We start from the raw sequence: 22,117 nt of genomic DNA on the forward strand, positions 1-22,117 counted from the left end.
AAAAAGTGCAGGATAACTTAAAAAACCAATCATTATGCTTGATAATGTCGCTGCTGTTAGCAGGGCGAAAATGATTAATAGTTGGAATTGCACCGCTTGAATAGGATCTGCTCCGCCAATTATTTGACCACTCATCATACCTGGTAATTGAACAAGACCAATTGTTTTTTGGCTTTCGATTGTAGGAATCATACTTGCTTTTATCGCATTCATTAGCTGTCGATGAATAGCCTGTTTTGGTGTGCCACCAAGCGATAATATTAACTCAATTTCGTTCTGATGACTTGCGATTTCTGATGTGAAACGATTTAAAAATAGAACTGATAATACCATTGAATTACCAATCATCATGCCGCTAATTGGAATAATATACTGCGCTGTTGATGGTACAATATTAAAACCAAGCAATACCCCTTGTGTAACACATTCAACTACAATGAGTGTTAGTGCTATTTTCCATGTAATGCCTTTAATGCCCTTCCCTTTTTTACGAGCATTGAGTGTTGCTACTAAAATCATTAAGGCAATCATGAGGAAGATATAACTATAGCTTTGAGCATCAAAGACAAATTTCAAAATGTAACCGACGGCAAGTAATTGAATAATAGAACGAATAGTAGCTATGAGCGTATCTTTTTCAAGTCCTAGCTTTAAGGTTTCTGACAGTAGAAGAGGAATTAACACAAAAATTAACGTTAAGGAAAGCGAAGTATACGTCATTCATTCACCCCCTGTACAAATTCAGCGACACGTGGATTTTTAGGTGCGTTAAGTAAGGAACTTTGTCCAGTTTCAATTAGTTCCCCATCCATCATGACCCATGTATAGTGGCCGATTGTCAGTGCTTGCTGTAAATTATGAGTAATCCAAATGATTGTGACATTAAACTTTTTGTTGATTGTAGCGATAAGCGTCTCAATTTCCTGCACGGATTGACGGTCTAATGCAGATGTGATTTCATCTAACAATAAAATGGAGGATTGATTAATAAGTGTTCTTGCAATTGAGACTTTTTGTCGTTGTCCACCTGATAATTTATTCGTAGGGCGTTGTAAAAAGCTTTGATCAAGTCCGACATCTTGTAAATATTGGATGGCTTCTTGCTCTGTAAGCTTTTCTCCTTGTAACGTACGAGGAAGCGCAAGATTTTCAAATACAGTCCCTTCTATCATAGGGGCCGCTTGAAGAGCCATGCTCACATGTTTTCTTAAAGCGGTTGGCTCGTAGGTAGAAATGTTTTGATTATCAATTAATATTTGACCATCTGTAGGTGATAATAGTCCATTGCACAATTTAAGTAGAGTTGTTTTACCAGCACCTGAAGGTCCGACTAATGTAGTGATTTTTCCTTTAGGGAATGACCCAGTAATCGATTGTAAGATCGTCTTGTCATTCGCTGAAAAGCTGACCTGTTGAAAGTGTATGGCAGGCTCATATGACGTATTCATAAAGTTAAAACTCCTTTATACTAATAGGTAAAATAACTGTAGCATGAAACAAAGGGAAGCTAAAGACATTTAACATTTTACAGACAGTGGGAAATAATTAAGTTAAGGGGGAAGAGAGAATGGATATATTATATGTAGATACATTAACATATGCACAAGGCACAATGTATATCGTTGCCTCAGATGATGGACTAGTATATATCGGAACACCAAATGCATCATTTGAAGAGGTGGAAGTGTGGGCAAAAAAGCCATTTAAAGGCTATCGCTTTGAAGAGAATAAAGAAAAGTTGCAGCAATATGTTAAGCAATTGTCGGCTTATTTTAATAAGGAACTTACTAAGTTTGATTTACCAATTCATGTTAAAGGGACACCATTTCAATTAGCAGTATGGAATGAGTTGAAGGCGCTACCATATGGTACAACTACAACATACTCGGATATTGCACACCGTATCGGCAATCCGAAAGCAGTACGAGCGGTAGGTAGTGCAATTGGTGCCAATCCAATATTAGCGATTATTCCCTGTCATCGTGTGATTGGCAAAGATGGTAAACTAACAGGCTTCCGTAGTGGGCTTGCTATGAAAGAATTTTTACTAGAGATAGAGAGAGCATAAAAAGAATCCACATAACCTTTGAGGAAACACTTTCACCAAAGATTATGTGGATTCGTGTTTTTTGTATGAAAGAAACGAAAGCTAAAAAAATACTATACATATGTGGTGCTAAAAGAAGTGAAAGCAGAAGGATGTAATACGCAAGAATTTGGGTATATAGTGTATACTAGGACTAATTATCAAAGCGGAAGAAGGGGTTTCTTGTGAGATCAAACTATGCAGACGATAGCTTAGCGCTACACACAGACTTGTACCAAATCAATATGGCAGAATCCTATTGGGCTGATGGTATACATAATAGAAAAGCGGTTTTCGAATTATATTTTAGAAAGTTACCGTTTGGCAATGGTTATGCAATTTTTGCGGGATTAGAGAGAATTCTTGAGTATTTACGTGATTTCCGTTTCAGTGATTCGGACATAGCGTATTTGCGTGAAGAGGTTGGTTATAAAGAGGATTTTATCGAGTATTTAAAAAATATTCGCTTTACGGGGGATATGTATTCGATGGTGGAAGGGGAAACGGTTTTCGCTAATGAACCAATTGTCCGCATCGAAGCACCTTTAGTGGAAGCGCAGTTAATCGAAACCGCATTACTTAACATTGTGAATTACCAAACATTAATTGCAACGAAGGCTAGTCGTATTAAACAAATTATAAAAAATGAAGTGGCAATGGAGTTCGGCACACGACGCGCGCATGAGATGGATGCAGCAATTTGGGGAACACGTGCAGCGTTTATAGGCGGTTTTGCTTCAACTAGTAATGTGCGAGCAGGAAAACTTTTTAATATACCAGTATCTGGTACACATGCGCATGCACTTGTACAGGCCTATAAAAATGATTATGATTCATTTCATTCCTATGCAAAACGTCATCGTGATTGCGTATTCCTTGTAGATACTTACAATACGTTGAAATCGGGTGTGCCAACAGCAATCAAAGTGGCTAAAGAGCTTGGTGACAACATTAATTTTATTGGAATTCGTTTAGACAGTGGGGATATTGCATTCTTGTCAAAAGAAGCACGTCGTATGTTAGATGAAGCAGGTTTCCCGAACGCTAAAATTATCGTATCTAATGACTTAGATGAATATACGATATTAAATTTAAAGGCTCAAGGTGCAAAAGTTGATGTCTGGGGAATTGGTACGAAGCTCATTACCGCTTATGACCAACCTGCTTTAGGGGCTGTTTATAAAATGGTTGCTATTGAAAATAAAGATGGACAATTAGAAGATACGATTAAAATTTCAGCGAATACTGAAAAGGTAACGACGCCAGGTCTTAAAAATGTATATCGCATTATTGATAGAAAGAATGGCAAGGCAGAGGGAGACTACATTACGATGCACGATGAAAATCCTCAATCAGAGGAACGCATTAAAATGTTCCATCCTGTTCATACATTCGTATCAAAATTTGTTACAAACTTTGAAGCTAAGAATTTACATCATCATGTGATTAAAAATGGCGAAATACAATATCAAAATCCTACTTTGGAAGAAATGCGCGATTATGCAGCAGATAATTTAGAGTTGTTATGGGATGAATATAAACGTGCCATGAATCCAGAGGAATACCCAGTCGATTTAAGCCAAAAATGCTGGAATAATAAAATGCGTAATATTGAAGAAGTAAGTGAAATGGTCAATCGATTGTAAAGCGTAAGGAGTGAAGGACAAATGACATTACAACAAGAAATCATTAAGGAATTACGTGTATTACCTACTATTGATGCGCAGGAAGAGATTCGCAAATCCATTGATTTTTTAAAGGAATATGCGCGTCGCTATAGCTTTGTAAAGGGGTTTGTTCTCGGAATATCAGGTGGTCAAGACTCCACGTTAACTGGAAAATTAACGCAGCTTGCGGTTGATGAATTAAATGCTGAGGTGGGAGAAACAAAGTACTCATTTTGGGCTGTTCGTTTACCATATGGTGTGCAAGCAGATGAAAAGGACTGTCAGGATGCGATTGACTATATAAAACCTACGAAAACTTTTACAGTAAACATTAAAGATGCAGTCGATGCAAGTGTTAGAGCATTAACGAATGCAGGTATTGAACTAAGCGATTTTGCCAAAGGGAATGAAAAGGCACGTGAGCGAATGAAGGTGCAATATTCTACTGCTGCTATGAATAATGCTGTTGTGCTAGGGACAGATCATGCTGCGGAGGCAATTACAGGTTTTTACACAAAATTTGGGGATGGCGGTGCAGATTTAATGCCAATCTTCCGTCTCAACAAGCGTCAGGGTAAGCAGTTGTTAGCAGCACTTGATTGCCCGGAGCACTTATATTTGAAGATACCAACTGCTGACTTAGAGGAAGATCGTCCTTCATTACCGGATGAAGTAGCCCTTGGTTTAACGTATGACCAAATTGATGATTATTTAGAGGGCAAGGCTATCCCTGAAGAAGCTCGTAAAACATTAGAAGGGCATTATTTACGTTCACAGCACAAACGCCATATGCCAATTACAATATTTGATGATTTTTGGAAATGATATTTATAAGGTTCATCACTTAAAGATAAATGATATTTATTAAAAAATATCCCATTGTATATAAGTTGATTGGAGTGGAGGCTGGGCGACTCCTTGGGGATCAGCAATAGAGGAACGAAGGCTAAAACCATCACTTCCTGTGATAACGCCTTCGTGACCAACCTCGTGTTGGCCCAAGCGGCTCATCGGACGCCCCCAGGAAGCTCTGCTCTGCGCGAAAGCGAAGCGTCAGCGGCAAAGGTTTTATCTGTGCGAAAGCGAAGCGACAGCAACAATGTTTTAACTGTGCGAAAGCGAAGCGACAGCAACAATGTTTTAACTGTGCGAAAGCGAAGCGACAGCAACAAAGCGCCCAGCCGGAACGGAAATCAACCCCACGCTATGAGTAATATTTGGAAAAGAGTTATAAGAAAAAGTGAAAAACACTTTTTCTTATAGCTCTTTTCTCTCTTTTTTAAGCAATTTGGTTCTGTATTATTAAGTTCAAGCATATAATGTCGATATATATACCTACAAAGTTGATGAAAAGTAAAGGAGGGTAATTATTTATGAGGACTTCTAGAGTGAGTTCGACGACTAGTAGTATATTTCGTAATGAACAACAGTATCTACATGCTGGGGATTTAAGCCATAATTTCGGACAAAATCCGAAGAAACAGTTTAAAAACAGTTTGCTAAAGAATAAAGATAAAAAACATATAAGTAACACTAGACAAATTCAGCAGCAACGTCCAAATAAAGTAGCGGCTAGTTATGTGGACAGTACTTACGATTTGCAAATACGCAATGAATTAAATGAAACTGCCGTTAAGCTTAGTCTGGTCAGCAAGCAAAAGAAGCTTCTCAATAGTTACCGTTCTTCCATATAATATCGTAAATCAAACTCTCTACATCATTCTGGATGTAGGGAGTTTTTTAGTGTGTTGAAAAACAAAATGGTGTCAATGCAATTTTTGCAAATGTTGTGGCATTTAACAGGAGGGTAATTTCAGGTTAGACCATGAAATCATTTGTTGCTGTCGCACAGATAAAGCATATTGTTGCTGCCGCTTCCTCAAAGAAATGGTACTGAAGTTTTGATTTATTACTATAAATAAGAATGACATGTGAGAAGATACATAATTGGCAAATAGTTGATTGGAGTGGAGGCTGGGCGACTCCTCGGGGATTAGCGATAGAGGAACGAAGGCTAAAACCATCACATCCTGTGATAACGCCTTCGTGACCAACATCGTGTTGGCCCGAGACCCTGGAGCGTAGCGAAGTGGCTCATCGGACGCCCCCAGGAAGCTTTGCTCTGTGCGAAAGCGAAGCGTCAGCAATTGTTTTATCTGTGCGAAAGCGTAGCGACAGCAACAACAAAGCACCCGGTCGGAACGGAGATCAACCCCTCGCTTTGCGGAAGAGCCATAAATATGGCACCTTAATCACATTGACCTGTAACCTAAATTATCCGAAAAATAGAATTGATATATGTTTTATTCAAAATATTTGAAGTCGAGATGTTCAATGAATATTCAAGGTAATTTTTCCAATACTTCACAGTGATTTTTAACTTATTTCACAACTTACCTGTAAAGTAGTTATTAGTAATAGAAAAAAGAAATTGGAGGAAGCAATTGTGAAAAAAATATGGTTACCTGTACTAGCAGTATTACTTTTACTCGCGGCTTGTGGTACAGAAAAAACAGAAGTTAAGAAAGAAGAAACGAAGCAAGATGTTGCAGCAAATGAAGCAGAAGAAAAGGATAAAACTAAACAAGTCGCTTCTTTAGTGGATCCACGTTTAGAAGAGCCAAAAGAAGATACAATGTGTGAAATGTGTAATATGAAAGTATATATGAAGGATGAAGATATGGGTGAATTCTCTACCCAAGCAATAAAAGAGGATGGAACTACTGCCTTTTATGATGACATAGGCTGTTTAGTAAATGCCGAGGTTGCAAATAATGAAACGAACGAAAAATTTGTACGTGATTTTATCACAAAAGATTGGGTAAAGGTGGACGATGCAACTATCGTCAAAACAGACCTAAAATCTCCAATGAACTGGGGATATATTTATTTCACCAATAAAGCTGATGCAGACAAATATATCGCTGACAATCCAACTGCACATGTAGAGGAATTACAAAAAATTAAAGACGATGCATTAGAGCGTCGTAAAAAGAAAATGAAAGAAAAAGCTGAAAAAGAAGCCAAAGGTGAATCTGATTCTATGCATATGGAAGAAAAGAAACCTGATGGTCATGGCCATTAATCGAATGGACTAGGGGAAATTCCTCTAGTCTTTTCGTGCTGAACTGGGAGGTAAGGATTTGTGAAAAAAATAGGGTTGGCCTTATTATTTTTTCTATTCATGAGTCAGACAGTGTACGCCGATTTTGATGTACAGGAGGCGATTGATGTCGCAAAGCCAGGGGAGGTCGTTCATATTCCTGCTGGTCGTTACCGAGGTAATTTCATTGTGACAAAACCGATAACGCTACAAGGCGAAGAGGGAACTGAACTAATTGGTGAAAGTGACAAACCAGCACTCCGAGTTGAAAACACTGCTAATGTCAGTGTGGAAAATATAACGTTATCAGGAAAAAGTAAAGCGATCGTTGTTAGTACTGTAGACGGACTTGAGCTACGTAAGTTACAAATTAAAGATGTCCATACAGGCGTTCATATACAACGCTCCAAAAATGTACGCATACATGAAATCAATGTGACCGGTATTGAAGGTCATTATTCCAAAAAAGGTAATGGGGTGGCTGTCTTTAAGAGTGAGGACCTCACCATCGAAGGCAATACTATTGAGCAAGTGCAGGACGGAATTTATATAGAAGAGGTCAAGCATATTGTTGTTCAACATAATAAGGTGACAAGCAGTCGTTATGGTACGCATTTTATGTATACAAGTGATGCCGAAGCACTTTTTAATACATATGTTCACAATGTGACTGGCCTTATGATTATGATGACAACAGACATACTCCTTGAAAATAATACAATAGCTAATCATTTTGATTTTAATGGCTACGGTATGCTGCTGTATGATGTGCAGCAAGCAAAAATTAAACATAACACAATCAAAAATAATCGGACTGGTGTTGCCATGCAGAAAAGTTCAACTATCCAAATTGAAACAAATGATTTTCAGATGAACCAAACTGCCCTTGAAGGTACAAAGGTAAGTAACGACACATTGGCTAGTAGTAATAACTTTACAGGTAATATTTTAACGGCGCGCTCCGATCAGCAAGGCTTTCAACTAATAAATAATTATTATGATGACTACTCAGGGATTGATTTAAAAGACAATGGTATCGGTGATATTCCATATGTGGCTGTGTCAAGCTTTGGTCAATGGATGGTACGCCAGCCTGTTTACCAATATTTCGTGGCATCTCCGAGCGTCCTTTTACTGACATCTCTGGATCAGCAAATTAATAAAACTGAAAAGAACATGCTTGTTGATCATAAGCCAAAATTGACGATGAAGCATGTGCAGGAGAAGAACAAGATGAATGTGTTGCAGATGCTATTAGGTTTATTCTTGGCATTAAGTAGTTTATGGCTATGGAAAAGAGGAATAACAGAATGAAAAAATGGATGATGTGTGTATTGCTAAGTTGTGGTGTATTGGTGGGCTGTAGTGAAAAAACATATGAACCTCGTGAAATAGTTAGTGAAACTGATGTTTGTAAAATTTGCAATATGAGTATAGTCCATAATGCATATGCTGGCCAGATTGCATTGAAGAATGGTGATTATGAAATTTTTGATGACATTGGCTGTCTTATGGAATATATGAAAGCGAATGGGGAAGATGAGGTTGGAGCAGCCTATATTAAAGATGCGGCAAAAAATGAATGGATTGACGTTTTTAACGCTGTTTATGTGTACAACAAGGATTATTGGACGCCGATGAATTATGGGGTAGTTGCATTCGATTCGAAGGAAGCAGCACAGGAATGGATGACTAAAGAGGGAGAAGGTCAGCTACATGCCTATAAGGATTTACACGATTTTAAATGGGGGATCCATAAGTGATGAATAGTATGCTTATTAAACTAGAATTAAAGCAAATGCTCAGAAGTCGGTGGATGCAACTTGTAGGCATACTTTTCACATTCGTTTTTACAGCTATCATTGTCATTCAGCAAATGGCGTTACCAGATGTTGCAGGTTTTACACGACAGACAGCCTCTTTTTTAAATGTATTGTTGTTTTTATTGCCACTGTTTATATTAACTATCGGTAGTATGAGCGTAGCTGGTGATGTGGAATCAGGATGGTTTTCATTATTAAAGACATATCCGATGACACGTAGGCAATATATTGCAGGAAAGTATATTGCCTCTGTACTTGCTTTTTTATTGGTCGTTGCCGTAGCGTTTGGCGTAATATTAGCGCTTGGTGGATTTCTTGGTGGAGTGCGTTTACCATTTATCTTCATTATTCTAACTTTGTTATGCATCTTCATTTTTGTGTCATTGGCCATTGCAGTGGGAGCCTTTGCGAAAACAAGATTATTTGCACTGTCGTTATCACTTGTTTTTTGGTCCGTTTTTTTATTGCTAATCTCTTACGCTTTAATGGCCATTGGAACTGTCGTGGCGGGGCATATTCTTCAAAAACTGACGATTATAGCGATACATATTAATCCTGTGGAGTGGATACGCTTTGGTTACTTTATTTTTACAGATCAGGCGAGTGTTCTTGGACCAGCATTTTATAAAGTAACGCAGTTTTATTCGTCGCCACTAGGTTATGCAGTATACGTAGCTGTGACATTACTTTGGATAGTATGTCCGTTAGCTTACACTGGCACACTATTAAAGAAAGGGGATAGAAGATGATGCTATTAGAAACAAAGAAGTTATCGAATATCTATGATAATAATAGAGGTCTTCATGAAGCCTCCTTTTCTTTACAGACGGGGCGTATTTTAGCGCTTGTAGGGGGAAATGGTGCTGGAAAGAGTACTTTAATTCGCCTGCTAACTGGGCAGGAAAAGCAAAAATCAGGAGAAATAATATGGCATAAACCACAAGCCATTCGATACATGCCAGATGATGTGGATTTTCCGTCTATGTTAACAGCAGCAGAAATTGTGCAGCTACTTGCCTCTTTGAAGAAGATTGGTAAAAAGGAACAGGAGGAGGTACTGAGGCGCGTTGCTTTATGGGATGTTAGAAAGCAAAAAGTGAAGCATTTCTCAAAGGGGATGCGTCAACGACTTAACCTCGCTCAAAGTTTACTCGGTGAAGGCTCTTTGCTTATTTTAGATGAGCCGACTAATGGTCTTGATCCTTACTGGATTGCAGAACTGAAAAAAATGATGCTAGCGGAAAAAACAAGGGGCTGTACTGTTATATTTTCTACGCATTTGCTTGCTTTTGTGGAGGAAGTAGCGGACGATGTGTTAATTTTACATGAAGGAAACATACTTATTTCTGGTGAATTAGAGGAAATACTTTTACAAGAAAATTCATCTTCGTTAGAGAATTTATGGTTAAAAAAATTAAATCTGTAACATTCTGATAGGTAATGACGTTATACTAAAAGATAGGTTTGCTTTGATTGTTCAGGCAAGCCTTCTTTTTCATGCTGAAGTATTATTACTTTTCTCGCTAAGTGCTCAGATTACAGGGTTAAAGCAATAGATGTGCGTCTCATATAATTGTGTTACTAAACATATTTCGTTATTCTTAAAGAAGTTATCATTCAATTCAAACAATTTTTGGGTGAAATAGGAGGTTTTTGATTGGTGAATTCACAAATACAAGATGTATTAGAAAATATAGAAAAAGTAATGATCGGTAAAAGAGAGGTTGCAGAGCTCAGCATTGTCGCCCTGTTGGCAAAGGGACATATCTTGCTTGAGGACGTACCGGGTGTCGGTAAAACAATGATGGTACGAGCATTGGCAAAATCCTTTGATGCACAATTTAAAAGGATTCAATTTACACCGGATTTATTACCGTCAGATGTAGTTGGAGTGTCAATCTATAATCCGAAAACGCTGGAGTTCGAATTTCGACCTGGTCCGATCATGGGAGATGTAATTTTAGCGGATGAAATTAACCGCACATCTCCAAAAACGCAATCTGCTTTACTTGAGGGGATGGAGGAAGCATCTGTCACGATTGATGGTAAAACCTTAACAATCAATCAGCCATTTTTCGTTATGGCCACTCAGAACCCAATTGAGCACGAAGGGACATATCCGTTACCAGAAGCACAGCTGGATCGTTTCTTACTAAAAATAAAAATGGGCTATCCTTCAAGGGGACAAGAAGTGGAGATTCTTCGTCGTGCTGAGCATGGTAAACCGATTGAAAAAATTGAAGCAGTGCTAAAAGTTGAGCAATTAATTGAATTGCAGGAGCTTGCACAGGGTGTGTATGTTGCAGATTCAGTCAAAAACTATATGGTCGAATTAGCGACTCAAACAAGGGAAAATAGCTATGTACATTTAGGCGTAAGTCCTCGCGCAACGATTGCTTTAATGAAAGCTTCACAAGCTTATGCATTTATAAAAGGGCGTAGTTATGTTACTCCTGATGATGTTCAATATTTAGTACCATTTGTCTTTAGCCATCGTTTAGTATTAAAGCCAGATGCTCGCTATGATAACGTAACGGCAGAGGAAATTATTGAGCGAATTATTGCGAAAATACCTGTACCAACAAAGAGGATTGCAGAGCAATGAAGAAATGGCAAGCTTTAATAGAGAAAAGTAAACATTTCTTATTAGTTTCTTTGTTAATGATCATAACGTTTTGTTATGCCATGTTCCAAGGTGGATTTGTCAGTTGGTTTGTATTTTTTACAATTAGTCCGTTTTTGTTATACGCAATTATTTTCTTACTAGTGAAAGAAGATATTTTACTGGTGGAACGCAAAATTGAGCCCTCCCGCGTTGAGAGTGGTCAATCTGCAAAGGTAACAATTACGGTAGAACGAAAAACACGCTTTCCGTTTGCTTATATGATGATGGAGGAACTTGTGAACAGTGAAGTCCTTATTCAATCGAGGGTGCAAGGAACGAATACCATTATGTTCGTTGGCTTCAGGAAAAAATTTAGCTGGAATTATGTGCTGGAAAATATGTCCCGTGGCGAGCATCGTTACTTAGGTGTTAATATTGTTTTCTGTGATTTTTTTGGCTGGGCAAAAAAGCGAGTTGCGGCAGAAAAGGAACAAGTCATTTTAGTTTACCCGAGAGTACGCGAGATGAGATATGCCGCGCTTCGAACAAAATTTGATGTTGGTACAATGATGTCACCTTATTCAATTGTTAAGGATACATCCATGGCTGTTGGTTTACGTGAGTATGTTCCAGGTGACCGTTTTTCGTGGATTCACTGGAAATCATTTGCGAAAACACAAACGTTGCAATCTAAGGAATTTGAAGATCGTCAATCACAAGAGTTAATGTTAGTACTCCATGCAGGAAAATCTCCCTTATTTGAAGAAAAAATTGAGCTTGTAGCATCGATGCTACAAACCATTGTCGAAGAACATGGAGATATTTCATTTGTTTCAGCTGGTTTTAAAACGAAGGTCTTTCCGATTATCCAAGGTAATAAGCAGCTAGACCAAATAATGCATCATTTAGCTGCTATAAAACCTACTGAAACTGTCAAATTTCAATTACGAGATCAGCAAGTGTTTAAGCATGTTGCAACATTACTATATGTGACGAATGAAGTATCGGATGAATTACTTCATTCTCTAGCCAATATGGTGAAAAGCTGTATTTGTTTTGTAGTAGCGGAGCAGCCACCTATGCAAACAGAGCTGGCGAAGCGTTATAAGCAAATCCAAGTTGTACATGTAAATCCAACAGATTATTACCATCTGTTCACGGAGGTGATGAAGCCGTGAAAAAATCACTAGGAAATTTTATAGAATTAGCAATAGCATACGTAATAATTTTTCTAATTTTACGTGAATGGCTTATTCCCGTAATGCAGTTAACAAATACAGGCTTGGTTCATTTATTTTTAGTGTTTATCGGTTTATCATTGGTACTCAGTTTATTTCAAGTACATCCGATATTGTCAGGATTAGTTAAATTTGGTTATATTACTTGGTTTATAGTGTTTGTTTATAGTGAAAAGCCCTTTTTTTCTGGACAGACAATACCATTTTTAATGCATGAGCTGAAATGGAATATGTCTACCATTCTTTCGGGCGATTTTGGACAAGTATCGGATTCATTTAGAACGGTGCTATTCGTTGCGCTTATTTGGATGTTAATATACCTAATTCATCACTGGATAACTGTGCGGAAAAATATATTCTATTTCTTCGCGTTAACAGTATTCTTTATTGCCACACTTGATACATTTAGTGACTATGATGGGAAGATGGCAATTGTTAAAGTTATAGTGCTTGGATTAATAATGACAGGCTTGCTTTTTGTTAAGCGTTTATGGCTTCAAACAGATGCACCGAGCAATGTCATAGGAAAGTGGAAACTGGTTATTCCAATGATCGTTTCGGTAATGCTTGTTAGTGTAGTGGCATTTTTTTTACCTAAGACAGGACCGACTTGGGCTGATCCAGTACCTTTTATTAAAGAGGTTACGGGGCAAGGGAACTTTGGAACAGGCGAAAAAACAGTTGGTTACAGCGAGGATGATAGCCGATTAGGAGGACCGTTTCAAGGTGATAACACACTAATTTTTACTGCAGCTTCCCCTGATCGTCATTATTGGCGTATAGATACAAAGGATACTTATACTTCGAAGGGCTGGATTCTTTCGGAGGGGAACTTTGGCAAAAATGTCTACCAGACCGATACCCCTATCCAAACTTCGTTACAAGTTGGAGCTCCTGAAACCGAGCGGCAGGTTCAAATGGATATTGCTGTTCCAATGCCTTTTTTAATTCAAACATATGGCATGATATCTGTTTCTACCCAAGATTCACCGCTATTTATTCAAGATGGACAAACTGAAAAAATAGCAATAGAACAACAGAATGGCGGGTCAAAATTATTATCTAACTATACGATATCTTATAGTGAGCCAGTATATAGCATGGAACAGCTCCAAATGTCTAAACCATCCACACTAAAAACAGTTGATTCGTCCTTTGACCGTTTTTTACAATTGCCAAATACACTTCCACAACGTGTAGGGAATTTAGCGAAAGAAATCACACAGGATAAAGCTTCGGTTTATGATCAAATAAAAGCAGTTGAAAAATACTTTTCATCTCATGGCTTTAGATACGATAAAAAAGAAGTAGCCATCCCGGCTGAGGGTCAAGATTATGTTGACCAGTTTTTATTCGATACTAAAGTGGGCTATTGTGATAATTTCTCAACATCAATGGTCGTGCTCCTACGTTCGGCAGGGATACCTGCACGCTGGGTGAAAGGCTTTGCACCTGGTAATCCTGGTCGAATATCAGATGGTTTACAGGAGTATCGAATTACAAATGATAATGCACACTCGTGGGTGGAGGCATATGTACCTGGAACAGGCTGGATGGAATTTGAACCGACAATCGGATTTTCAGGAAATGTGAATATCGATTATGATATTGAGCAAGACACTCCTCAGCAGGATCAAGTACTGGAGTCAGAAAAAGAACAAGAGCAAGAGCAACCAAAGAAGGATGAGCAAGAGCCGAAGAAAGAAACTTCTAGCTCAACATCGTTTAGCTTTGAGTCTGTATGGACATGGGTGAAAAAACTTACTTATGTATGGATTGCTCTAGTCATTTTAATGATCATCGCTGGTATCGCTTTGTTTATGCAACGTAAAACGTGGATACCTAAAATGCAAGTACGCGCATTTCGTAAAAAAGAAGCGGACTGGACAAATTTCGATGCTTCGTACCATGTTTTAACGAAGCAATTATCTCGTATTGGATTACGCCGGAAAGATGGCGAAACATTACGAGCATTTGCTACAAGAGTAGATGAGTCGCTAGAGACAGAAGAGATGCAAAAACTGACTGCTGTATATGAGCAACATATTTATGGCAAAGATAAACAAGAAGTTGATTTTATGAAACTGAAAGAAAGTTGGGAAAATTTAATCAATCGCACTATCGGTTGATTTTGATGGGTACAAAGAGTAAAATGAAAAAAATTATATATGATGAGGATTGCTTTCATATAAGTTCGATAATAAGGTTCGGATGTTTCTACGAAATCACCGTAAATGATTTCTCTATGAAGGTGAATGTTTTGGTTAGGTGAGAAGGTTAGTAAATCACTTTTCTTTGTTACGCATTCACCTTTATAAATTTAGAGCTTATGAACGCGTAGGAAGTTTTTACTTTCATACGCGTTTTTCTTTGAACATATGAAAAGTCCTTTAAAAATAGTAGAAGAGGTGGAAATATTGTCAGCAAGCTTATTAGAGCAAGAAAAAATCGTCGTTCTTGATTTCGGTAGCCAATTTAACCAATTGATTACGCGTCGTATCCGTGAATTTGGTGTTTTCAGTGAGTTACATCCTCATACGATTACAGCAGAAGAAATTAAAGGTATGAACGCAACAGGTATTATCTTTTCAGGTGGTCCAAACTCAGTTTATGACGAAAATGCCTTCCATGTAGACCCAGCTATTTTCGAATTAGGCTTACCAATCCTAGGTATTTGCTATGGTATGCAATTAATGGCACATACGCAAGGCGGTAAAGTTGAAGGTGCTGAAACACGTGAATACGGTAAAGCAGAAATTAAAGTAACAGCTTCAAACAAGTTATTCGGTAACTTACCAACTGAACAAATCGTTTGGATGAGCCACGGTGACCATGTAACAGAAGTACCTGCTGGTTTTGAAGTAATCGCAACAAGTGCTGCTTGCCCTATCTCAGCAATGGCAAATGTAGAGCGTAAACTATATGCAGTACAATTCCACCCAGAAGTACGTCACTCTGTATATGGTAACGACTTATTACGTCAGTTCGTATTCGACATTTGTGGAGCAAAAGGCGATTGGTCAATGGCAAACTTCATTGAACTTGAAATCGCAAAAATCCGCGAATTAGTAGGCGATAAAAAAGTATTATGTGCTCTTTCTGGTGGTGTAGACTCATCAGTTGTTGCTGTTCTAATTCATAAAGCAATTGGTGATCAACTAACTTGTATGTTCGTTGACCACAACTTAAACCGTAAAGGTGAAGTTGAACAAGTTATGAAAACATTCACTGAAGACTTTGACATGAATCTTATTAAAATTGATGCACGTCAACGTTTCATGGATAAACTTGCGGGCGTTTCTGATCCAGAGCAAAAACGTAAAATTATCGGTAACGAATTTATTTACGTATTCGATGAAGAAGCGGATAAACTTGAAGGAATGCACTTCCTAGCACAAGGTACACTGTACACAGATATCATTGAATCTGGAACTGCAACAGCACAAACTATTAAATCTCACCATAACGTTGGTGGTCTTCCAGAAGACATGCAATTCAAATTAATCGAACCACTTAACACATTATTTAAAGACGAAGTGCGCGCACTAGGATTAGAACTAGGCCTTGATGAAAAAATCGTTTGGCGTCAACCATTCCCAGGCCCAGGTCTAGGTATCCGTGTACTTGGTGAAGTAACAGAAGAAAAACTAGAAATCGTACGCGAATCTGATTTCATCCTACGTGAGGAAATCGCAAAAGCTGGTCTTGATCGCGACATCTGGCAATACTTCACGGTATTACCTGACATCCGTTCAGTTGGCGTAATGGGCGATGCACGTACGTATGACTATGCAATCGGTATCCGTGCGGTAACATCTATCGACGGTATGACTTCTGACTGGGCACGCATTCCTTGGGATGTACTAGAGAAAATCTCTGTCCGCCTAGTAAACGAAGTAAAACACGTTAACCGCGTGCTGTATGATATTACATCTAAGCCACCTGCAACTATTGAGTGGGAATAGAAGAAGAGCTGAAAACCCTTTGTTCATAAGGGTTTCAGCTCTTTTCTCTATTTTCATTGTATTGTTATTGTATTATTTGTTTTTAAACCATAGATTTTAAATTGATCTTTGGAATTAAAATAAGGTAGTTCTGTATCTGTCAAAACGAAATATAGTGTACTTTAATAATTTTTCGAGACATATTATGATCCTACGTGCAAATTTGACTTTTTCTCTTATCCTATAGGCAGAATCTTATCTTGATCCGATTTATCATTCATATAATTAGTTTTTACAGGTAAAAACAAGCCAACCAAGCCAATCCCTGCGAATAGAAGGAAACCCGCTGTGTAGGAAGCTGTTTCAATGATTCCGCCTGCTATAACTGAACCAAGAGATTGCCCGATTCCAAGGAATAAAAAGGAAAGACTGACTGCAATAGAAGGATTATTGATAAAAAGCTGGGTCCCCCATACGATAAAAACACCTGTCATGAATATATAAGTGATACCAAACAATATTCCTGAGAAATAGATCATAGTAACAGAGGGTACTGTAATCATAGCGATAGAAAAGGCCAGTATTATAAGGGTAAACCGGTAAGCCGTGGCTAAACCAAACTGTTTAATGATTCCCCCTGCAATACCACCTAGAATTCCTGAAATTCCCATCGTGATCCAAAAAGCAACACTTTCTAAATAGCTCATGTCATATTCAACCGTCAAATAACTTCTGGAAAACGTCCAATAGATCGAAGAACTTATGCCCACCAAAAAAGATGCGATTAATAAATAAACACTCCTCTTCCACTGGTTTAACAACTTGTATCCCGAAACGGACTCTTCTTTTTTTCGTGATTCATCCACCGGAACTGCCTTCCGATTCCACAACATCACTCCAATTCCAATCAGAGCAAACAAGCTATAAGATAATCGCCAATGTTCGGTGAATAACAGGACAACAGGACCGGATAGAATAAGCCCAAAGCTAGTGCCCGTGTTGATCCATGTATTTCCACGATCACGATCGTATGGCTGCAAAGTACTGGCTGCCACTTGGCTTAATGCCGGTGATGCCCATCCACTGCTCAGACCTGCGATGAATACGCCAACAGTCAGTACATAGAGATTCGGTGCAATAGCGATCGCTATCATTCCTAAGACAGCGCTGACTCCTGCCATTTGTACGACGGTATGTGCCCCGGTTCTATAAATGAAGACAGAAGAGGTCATTAAAGCCAGACAATAAGCTAAGTAAGCCAGAGAGCTAATAGCTCCCGAAGCAGCATCCGTTAATTCGAGGCTTTCAGCTATATCTGGTAAAAACATACCAAAACTAAAACGAGCGAACGCATAAGAAACGCCAATCATTGCGATTCCAGGAAAGACGATTTTTTTCATTTATTACCCCTCCTAAATAGATAGAACGATCATTATATTTTTATGTAAAAAAATAGATGCAAGATCGATGAAATCTTTAACTTGCATCCGTAACCGTGTAAAATACACGCTTCGTAAGATAAATAAGCTCTTCTCCTACCTTCTCCACGTCTTCAGTTTCAGCCATTGCCGTTGCACCTTCAAATAAAAGCGTCAGTTGCATTGCTTGCGTCTCAGTCAAACCTTTTTGTTGAAAAAACTTTAACAAGCTACTCTTATGTTGATTGACAACTTGGACGATAGGGTGGGAAGAATCGCAACCAAACTCTTCCTTTGCCCGCAAAAACAGACATCCTCTGGTTTCATTTTGCACAAGCCATCTAGCATGAGCCTTAGCCAACTGTATACATACAGACAAAAGGTCTGAACTTTCCTGAAGCTGCAACTGAGTAAAATACTTTTTTTCACGGCGTTTTAACACTTCCACTATCAATTCATCTTTAGAACTAAAATGATTATACATCGTCATTACAGCTACATTTGCTTCATTGATAATGCGTTTTAAACCAATGGAATGAAAGCCATGCTCATAAAACAATTTTTCAGCAGATTGGAGCAGGTCTTCTTTTTTCGTACTCATAAAAACCCCCCTATTAAAGATAGAACGTTCATTATATTTTTATATTAACATTAATGCAATTTATTTTGAAGAGATTCTCAAAAACTTATGACTGCATTTCACAATTTGCGAAATGATCGACATCGTGTCTGCCCTCATGCAAATAATTTTACCTATTGGACTTTTGAAACTCTTTTTTCAAAGATCATACTTGCGAAGCGTTAGATATAGTAAACTAATGAATATAAATAAGACTCTATGTCGGGGGGATGGGAATGGAAAACAATCTAGCAATGATTCATACACTTGCTATTGGTATGCCGAAAGAATTGCATTATAGTAATGGACGCTCAATGATGACAGGGATTGAAAAACGAAAAGTACAAGAAGTTTACTTGTCCGCTCGTGGATTTAAGGGGGACGATGTAGCAGATAAAAAACATCATGGTGGTCCTGACCGTGCCGTTTGTTTATATCCTGAGGAGCATTACATACAATGGGAACAGGAACTTGGTAAACCGTTGCCGACAGCAGCATTCGGTGAAAACTTAACAGTAACGAATATGTTGGAAGCGAATATTTGTATTGGCGATATTTATAAAATAGGCGATGCTGTCATCCAAATTACCCAAGGACGTGTACCATGTAGTACGATTGATAAATATACTGAGGCGAACATATTACTCAAACGTTTAATTGAAACAGGTTATACGGGCTTCCTTGCACGTGTACTGGAAGAAGGGACAATCTGTGCAGATTCAAAAATTGAATTAGTGGAAAAGCACCCTGCACGTGTTTCGGTTTTGCATTGCAACGAAGTGTACTTTAAAAACAAAGACGCACTTGCGATGAAACGTATACAAGCAGTTGATGCATTAGCAGAAGATTGGAAACAAAAATTAGAAAAAAGGATTCAGCTCTTGCAAAGTAAAGTGATGAATTAAACATATGTTGATCAAAGGAGCTCCCTGTAATCACTATATTAAAATCCTCTAGGATTCGAATGGATCCTAGGGGATTTTTTATTTTATAACTAACAATAAAACGTTCAGTCCTAACCTATTTATGCAACGATTTCTTAAAATGTGAACAATAAAAAAGAATTTTACACGAACTTTCGTATAACTTTTGTGAGAAATGTTCGGAAATAGGGTTGAAATCTGAAAAGTGAAATGATATATTACGATTGTAAATTAAATATGTCGTCGTATAATGTCGGGGATAAGGCCCGTGAGTTTCTACCAAGTTACCGTAAATAACTTGACTACGATTTTAGTTATATATACCAATGTATAGACACTAATTAATTTCTCACAATAACTGTGATGAAATGTATCGTAGACATGCGACTAGTAGAGTAGTCAGTGTGTCTTTTTTGTTTTCGATATTGAAGACGACCATACGGAGGATTTCTTTAAAATGAAAAAGTATTTCATGTTCGATGAACTAGGAACTAATTATCGCCGCGAAATAATAGGTGGTTTTACTACATTCCTTGCCATGGCTTACATTTTAGCTGTTAACCCTGGTATGTTAGAAAATGCAGGAATGGATAAAGGTGCTGTATTCGTTGCTACAGCATTAGCAGCTACAGTCGGTTCTCTGATTATGGGTATATTCGCCAAATTCCCGATTTCACTTGCTCCTGGTATGGGCTTAAACGCATTCTTTGCCTTCACTGTTGTCGGAGCTTACGGTATTCCTTGGCAGACTGGTTTAACAGGTGTTTTCTTCTCAGGGATTATCTTTATCATTCTTTCGTTAACGGGTATTCGTGAAACAGTAATTAATGCAATTCCAGTACAACTTAAATATGCAGTTTCAGCAGGTATTGGTTTATTTATAACTTTTGTAGGTTTACAAGGAGCAGGCATTATAGTTGCTAGCCAAGCTACATTGGTGACTTTAGGAACATTCACTGGTGCAACTTTACTAGCTGTATTCGGGATTGTCCTTTCAATTATTCTTATTATTAAACTACGTAGTATTGGTATTTTCCTAGGGATGGTTGTAACAGCAATTGTTGGTATGATTACAGGTGTTATTGATCCTCCTACAGCAGTTGTTTCAGCAATTCCAAGTGTGGACTCTACGTTTATGGTAGCTTTAGATCCAATTTTTCATGACTTCGGTTCATTATTAAACGTTAAATTTTTAGTAGTTGTCTTAACATTCTTGTTTGTAGATTTCTTTGATACAGCAGGAACTTTAATGGCAGTTGCGACACAAGCAGGATTAGTAAAAGATAATAAATTGCCACGTGCAAGCCGTGCATTGATGGCGGATGCTCTTGCAACAACGATTGGTTCTTTATTTGGTACATCAACAACTACAGCTTATGTTGAGTCAACTTCTGGTGTAGCAGCAGGTGCTCGTTCAGGTTTCTCTGCTGTTGTAACGGCGATGCTATTCTTGGTAGCATTATTCTTCTCACCGTTACTTGCTGTGGTTACTCCAGCAGTAACAGCGCCTGCTCTAGTTATAGTAGGTGTTCTGATGGTATCTTCATTACGTTTAATTGATTGGGATAAATTCGAAATAGCAGTACCGGCTTTCTTTACAGTAGTAATGATGCCTCTTGGTTACTCAATTGCTACTGGTATTGCAATAGGTTTTGTATTCTATCCAATAACAATGCTTTTAGCAGGTCGCAAAAAAGAAATTCACCCTATGATGTACGGATTATTCTTTGTCTTCCTTGCATACTTTATATGGGTACGCTAAGTATAAATACACAATAGAAATATAAAAAGCACCTACAATTGTTAGAAATGAAACTAACAATTGTAGGTGCTTTTCTTATAAAAACTATAAAAATATAAAACAATTTTATTGATAAAAAATCTTCATCAATTTCTGCAGTAGAAAAGGGAAGTCGCTAAGTATGAGAAATCAGGAGGAATTTAAATAAGCGTTTATAGTGTAAATGTAGAACTTATAACATTCATGTGTAGTAGATTTATATACTATAGAAGAAACTCGCTTTAGCTCCTCTCAGTGGGTGTTTGTACACCCGCTGAAATAGAGGAACTCAGTCTAAGAACGCCGCGTACTGAGGCAATTTAACTGTGCGAAGCGACGACAACAACAACAACACGCGACTGAGTAACCAACAACACGTTGGCCTAAAGCCTCCGACCGATTCCGGACGCAATTATGCCGAGGTATAATTGATTTATTTAAAATAGTTTTACTTTAATAATTCACTTGCAAACTTAATATTAAGGTGATATATTTATAAACGTTGTTACGAAAGAAACAACAACAACTAAAAAATACTAACATAAATAGTTGACATAGAGTTAACGACATGTTAAAGTATAGAAAGTCACTTAAATGTGACAAACAAATGAACCTTGAAAACTGAACAAGCAAAACGTAATCAATAAAGTTTTTAGTAGCTAACCTTGAGTTAGTGAACGAAACAAAATTTTGGACATCAAACATGATGCCAGCAAAACAATTTGAGCTAATCAAATTTCTTTTATGGAGAGTTTGATCCTGGCTCAGGACGAACGCTGGCGGCGTGCCTAATACATGCAAGTCGAGCGAACAGAGAAGGAGCTTGCTCCTTTGACGTTAGCGGCGGACGGGTGAGTAACACGTGGGCAACCTACCTTATAGTTTGGGATAACTCCGGGAAACCGGGGCTA

Annotated in this window: 20 protein-coding genes, 1 rRNA gene and 2 riboswitches; of the genes, 16 read left to right on the top strand and 5 right to left on the bottom strand. The window is 38.0% G+C overall.

The window, feature by feature from the left end; all coding sequences use genetic code 11:
- Both ACFXN8_RS23810 and ACFXN8_RS23815 read right to left on the bottom strand, forming a co-directional pair.
- Positions 1 to 720 (bottom strand): ABC transporter permease (locus ACFXN8_RS23810; RefSeq protein ID WP_386847960.1); only part of this gene is annotated, 720 nt, incomplete at its 3' end.
- Positions 717 to 1,448, bottom strand: coding sequence for an ABC transporter ATP-binding protein (locus ACFXN8_RS23815; RefSeq protein ID WP_386847961.1), 732 nt, complete (start codon positions 1,446 to 1,448; stop codon positions 717 to 719). The genes ACFXN8_RS23810 and ACFXN8_RS23815, both read right to left, overlap by 4 nt.
- A 119-nt stretch (positions 1,449 to 1,567) precedes the next feature.
- Here ACFXN8_RS23815 and ACFXN8_RS23820 point away from each other — a divergent pair, with 119 nt between their 5' ends.
- The 3 genes from ACFXN8_RS23820 to nadE all read left to right on the top strand — a co-directional run bounded on the left by ACFXN8_RS23820 (position 1,568) and on the right by nadE (position 4,578).
- Complete coding sequence (locus tag ACFXN8_RS23820) at positions 1,568 to 2,068, top strand: methylated-DNA--[protein]-cysteine S-methyltransferase (RefSeq protein ID WP_376075537.1); 501 nt, start codon at positions 1,568 to 1,570, stop codon at positions 2,066 to 2,068.
- A gap of 203 nt (positions 2,069 to 2,271) precedes the next feature.
- The gene (locus tag ACFXN8_RS23825; RefSeq protein WP_386847962.1) at positions 2,272 to 3,732 is read left to right on the top strand and encodes a nicotinate phosphoribosyltransferase; all 1,461 of its coding nucleotides are present in this window, start codon (positions 2,272 to 2,274) and stop codon (positions 3,730 to 3,732) included.
- Between the two features lie 21 nt (positions 3,733 to 3,753).
- Positions 3,754 to 4,578: an ammonia-dependent NAD(+) synthetase gene (gene nadE / locus ACFXN8_RS23830; protein WP_386847963.1), complete on the top strand. Its 825-nt coding sequence runs from the start codon at positions 3,754 to 3,756 to the stop codon at positions 4,576 to 4,578.
- A 39-nt stretch (positions 4,579 to 4,617) separates the two neighbouring features.
- On the opposite strand, the gene ACFXN8_RS23835 is transcribed toward nadE, so the two are convergent.
- The gene (locus ACFXN8_RS23835) at positions 4,618 to 4,764 is read right to left on the bottom strand and encodes a hypothetical protein (protein WP_386847964.1); all 147 of its coding nucleotides are present in this window, start codon (positions 4,762 to 4,764) and stop codon (positions 4,618 to 4,620) included.
- A gap of 362 nt (positions 4,765 to 5,126) precedes the next feature.
- Here ACFXN8_RS23835 and ACFXN8_RS23840 point away from each other — a divergent pair, with 362 nt between their 5' ends.
- The 10 genes from ACFXN8_RS23840 (at position 5,127) to guaA (ending at position 16,487) form a co-directional block, all read left to right on the top strand.
- The gene (locus ACFXN8_RS23840; protein ID WP_386847965.1) at positions 5,127 to 5,447 is read left to right on the top strand and encodes an NAD synthetase; all 321 of its coding nucleotides are present in this window, start codon (positions 5,127 to 5,129) and stop codon (positions 5,445 to 5,447) included.
- Between the two features lie 752 nt (positions 5,448 to 6,199).
- Positions 6,200 to 6,838: a nitrous oxide reductase accessory protein NosL gene (locus ACFXN8_RS23845; RefSeq protein WP_376075525.1), complete on the top strand. Its 639-nt coding sequence runs from the start codon at positions 6,200 to 6,202 to the stop codon at positions 6,836 to 6,838.
- Between the two features lie 60 nt (positions 6,839 to 6,898).
- Positions 6,899 to 8,170, top strand: a complete 1,272-nt coding sequence (locus ACFXN8_RS23850) for a right-handed parallel beta-helix repeat-containing protein (RefSeq protein ID WP_386847966.1) — start codon at positions 6,899 to 6,901, stop codon at positions 8,168 to 8,170.
- Positions 8,167 to 8,619, top strand: coding sequence for a nitrous oxide reductase accessory protein NosL (locus tag ACFXN8_RS23855; protein WP_386847967.1), 453 nt, complete (start codon positions 8,167 to 8,169; stop codon positions 8,617 to 8,619). The genes ACFXN8_RS23850 and ACFXN8_RS23855 overlap by 4 nt, the downstream gene beginning before the upstream one ends.
- Positions 8,619 to 9,428: an ABC transporter permease gene (locus ACFXN8_RS23860; RefSeq protein WP_386847976.1), complete on the top strand. Its 810-nt coding sequence runs from the start codon at positions 8,619 to 8,621 to the stop codon at positions 9,426 to 9,428. The genes ACFXN8_RS23855 and ACFXN8_RS23860 overlap by 1 nt, the downstream gene beginning before the upstream one ends.
- Positions 9,425 to 10,105 carry an ABC transporter ATP-binding protein gene (locus ACFXN8_RS23865; RefSeq protein WP_386847968.1) on the top strand — a complete coding sequence of 227 codons (681 nt, stop codon included), beginning with the start codon at positions 9,425 to 9,427 and terminating at the stop codon, positions 10,103 to 10,105. The genes ACFXN8_RS23860 and ACFXN8_RS23865 overlap by 4 nt, the downstream gene beginning before the upstream one ends.
- A gap of 234 nt (positions 10,106 to 10,339) precedes the next feature.
- Complete coding sequence (locus tag ACFXN8_RS23870; protein WP_376075615.1) at positions 10,340 to 11,284, top strand: AAA family ATPase; 945 nt, start codon at positions 10,340 to 10,342, stop codon at positions 11,282 to 11,284.
- On the top strand, positions 11,281 to 12,462 hold the full coding sequence (locus ACFXN8_RS23875) for a DUF58 domain-containing protein (protein WP_386847969.1): 1,182 nt from the start codon (positions 11,281 to 11,283) through the stop codon (positions 12,460 to 12,462). Before ACFXN8_RS23870 ends, ACFXN8_RS23875 begins: the two co-directional genes overlap by 4 nt.
- Positions 12,459 to 14,651: a transglutaminase TgpA family protein gene (locus ACFXN8_RS23880; protein ID WP_386847970.1), complete on the top strand. Its 2,193-nt coding sequence runs from the start codon at positions 12,459 to 12,461 to the stop codon at positions 14,649 to 14,651. Before ACFXN8_RS23875 ends, ACFXN8_RS23880 begins: the two co-directional genes overlap by 4 nt.
- A 35-nt stretch (positions 14,652 to 14,686) precedes the next feature.
- Positions 14,687 to 14,788, top strand: a riboswitch (purine riboswitch).
- Positions 14,789 to 14,939: 151 nt separating this feature from the next.
- Positions 14,940 to 16,487 carry a glutamine-hydrolyzing GMP synthase gene (gene guaA / locus ACFXN8_RS23885; RefSeq protein ID WP_386847971.1) on the top strand — a complete coding sequence of 516 codons (1,548 nt, stop codon included), beginning with the start codon at positions 14,940 to 14,942 and terminating at the stop codon, positions 16,485 to 16,487.
- 215 nt (positions 16,488 to 16,702) lie between these two features.
- Here guaA and ACFXN8_RS23890 read toward each other — a convergent pair whose 3' ends face one another.
- Positions 16,703 to 17,866: an MFS transporter gene (locus ACFXN8_RS23890; protein ID WP_386847972.1), complete on the bottom strand. Its 1,164-nt coding sequence runs from the start codon at positions 17,864 to 17,866 to the stop codon at positions 16,703 to 16,705.
- 76 nt (positions 17,867 to 17,942) lie between these two features.
- Entirely contained in the window at positions 17,943 to 18,485 is a 543-nt protein-coding gene (locus ACFXN8_RS23895; protein ID WP_386847973.1) for a TetR/AcrR family transcriptional regulator, read from the bottom strand.
- 254 nt (positions 18,486 to 18,739) lie between these two features.
- Between ACFXN8_RS23895 and ACFXN8_RS23900 the strand changes: the two genes are divergently transcribed.
- The 3 genes from ACFXN8_RS23900 to ACFXN8_RS23910 form a co-directional block, all read left to right on the top strand.
- A complete protein-coding gene (locus ACFXN8_RS23900; RefSeq protein ID WP_386847974.1) occupies positions 18,740 to 19,408 on the top strand; it encodes an MOSC domain-containing protein in 669 nt (222 codons plus the stop codon).
- 241 nt (positions 19,409 to 19,649) lie between these two features.
- Positions 19,650 to 19,751, top strand: a riboswitch (purine riboswitch).
- Between the two features lie 132 nt (positions 19,752 to 19,883).
- On the top strand, positions 19,884 to 21,188 hold the full coding sequence (locus tag ACFXN8_RS23905; RefSeq protein ID WP_386847975.1) for an NCS2 family permease: 1,305 nt from the start codon (positions 19,884 to 19,886) through the stop codon (positions 21,186 to 21,188).
- A 759-nt stretch (positions 21,189 to 21,947) separates the two neighbouring features.
- Positions 21,948 to 22,117: ribosomal RNA gene (locus ACFXN8_RS23910) — 16S ribosomal RNA — on the top strand; the annotation flags it as partial.

The organism is Lysinibacillus sp. NPDC059133 (assembly GCF_042755925.1).
In the GTDB taxonomy this organism is placed as follows: domain Bacteria; phylum Bacillota; class Bacilli; order Bacillales_A; family Planococcaceae; genus Lysinibacillus.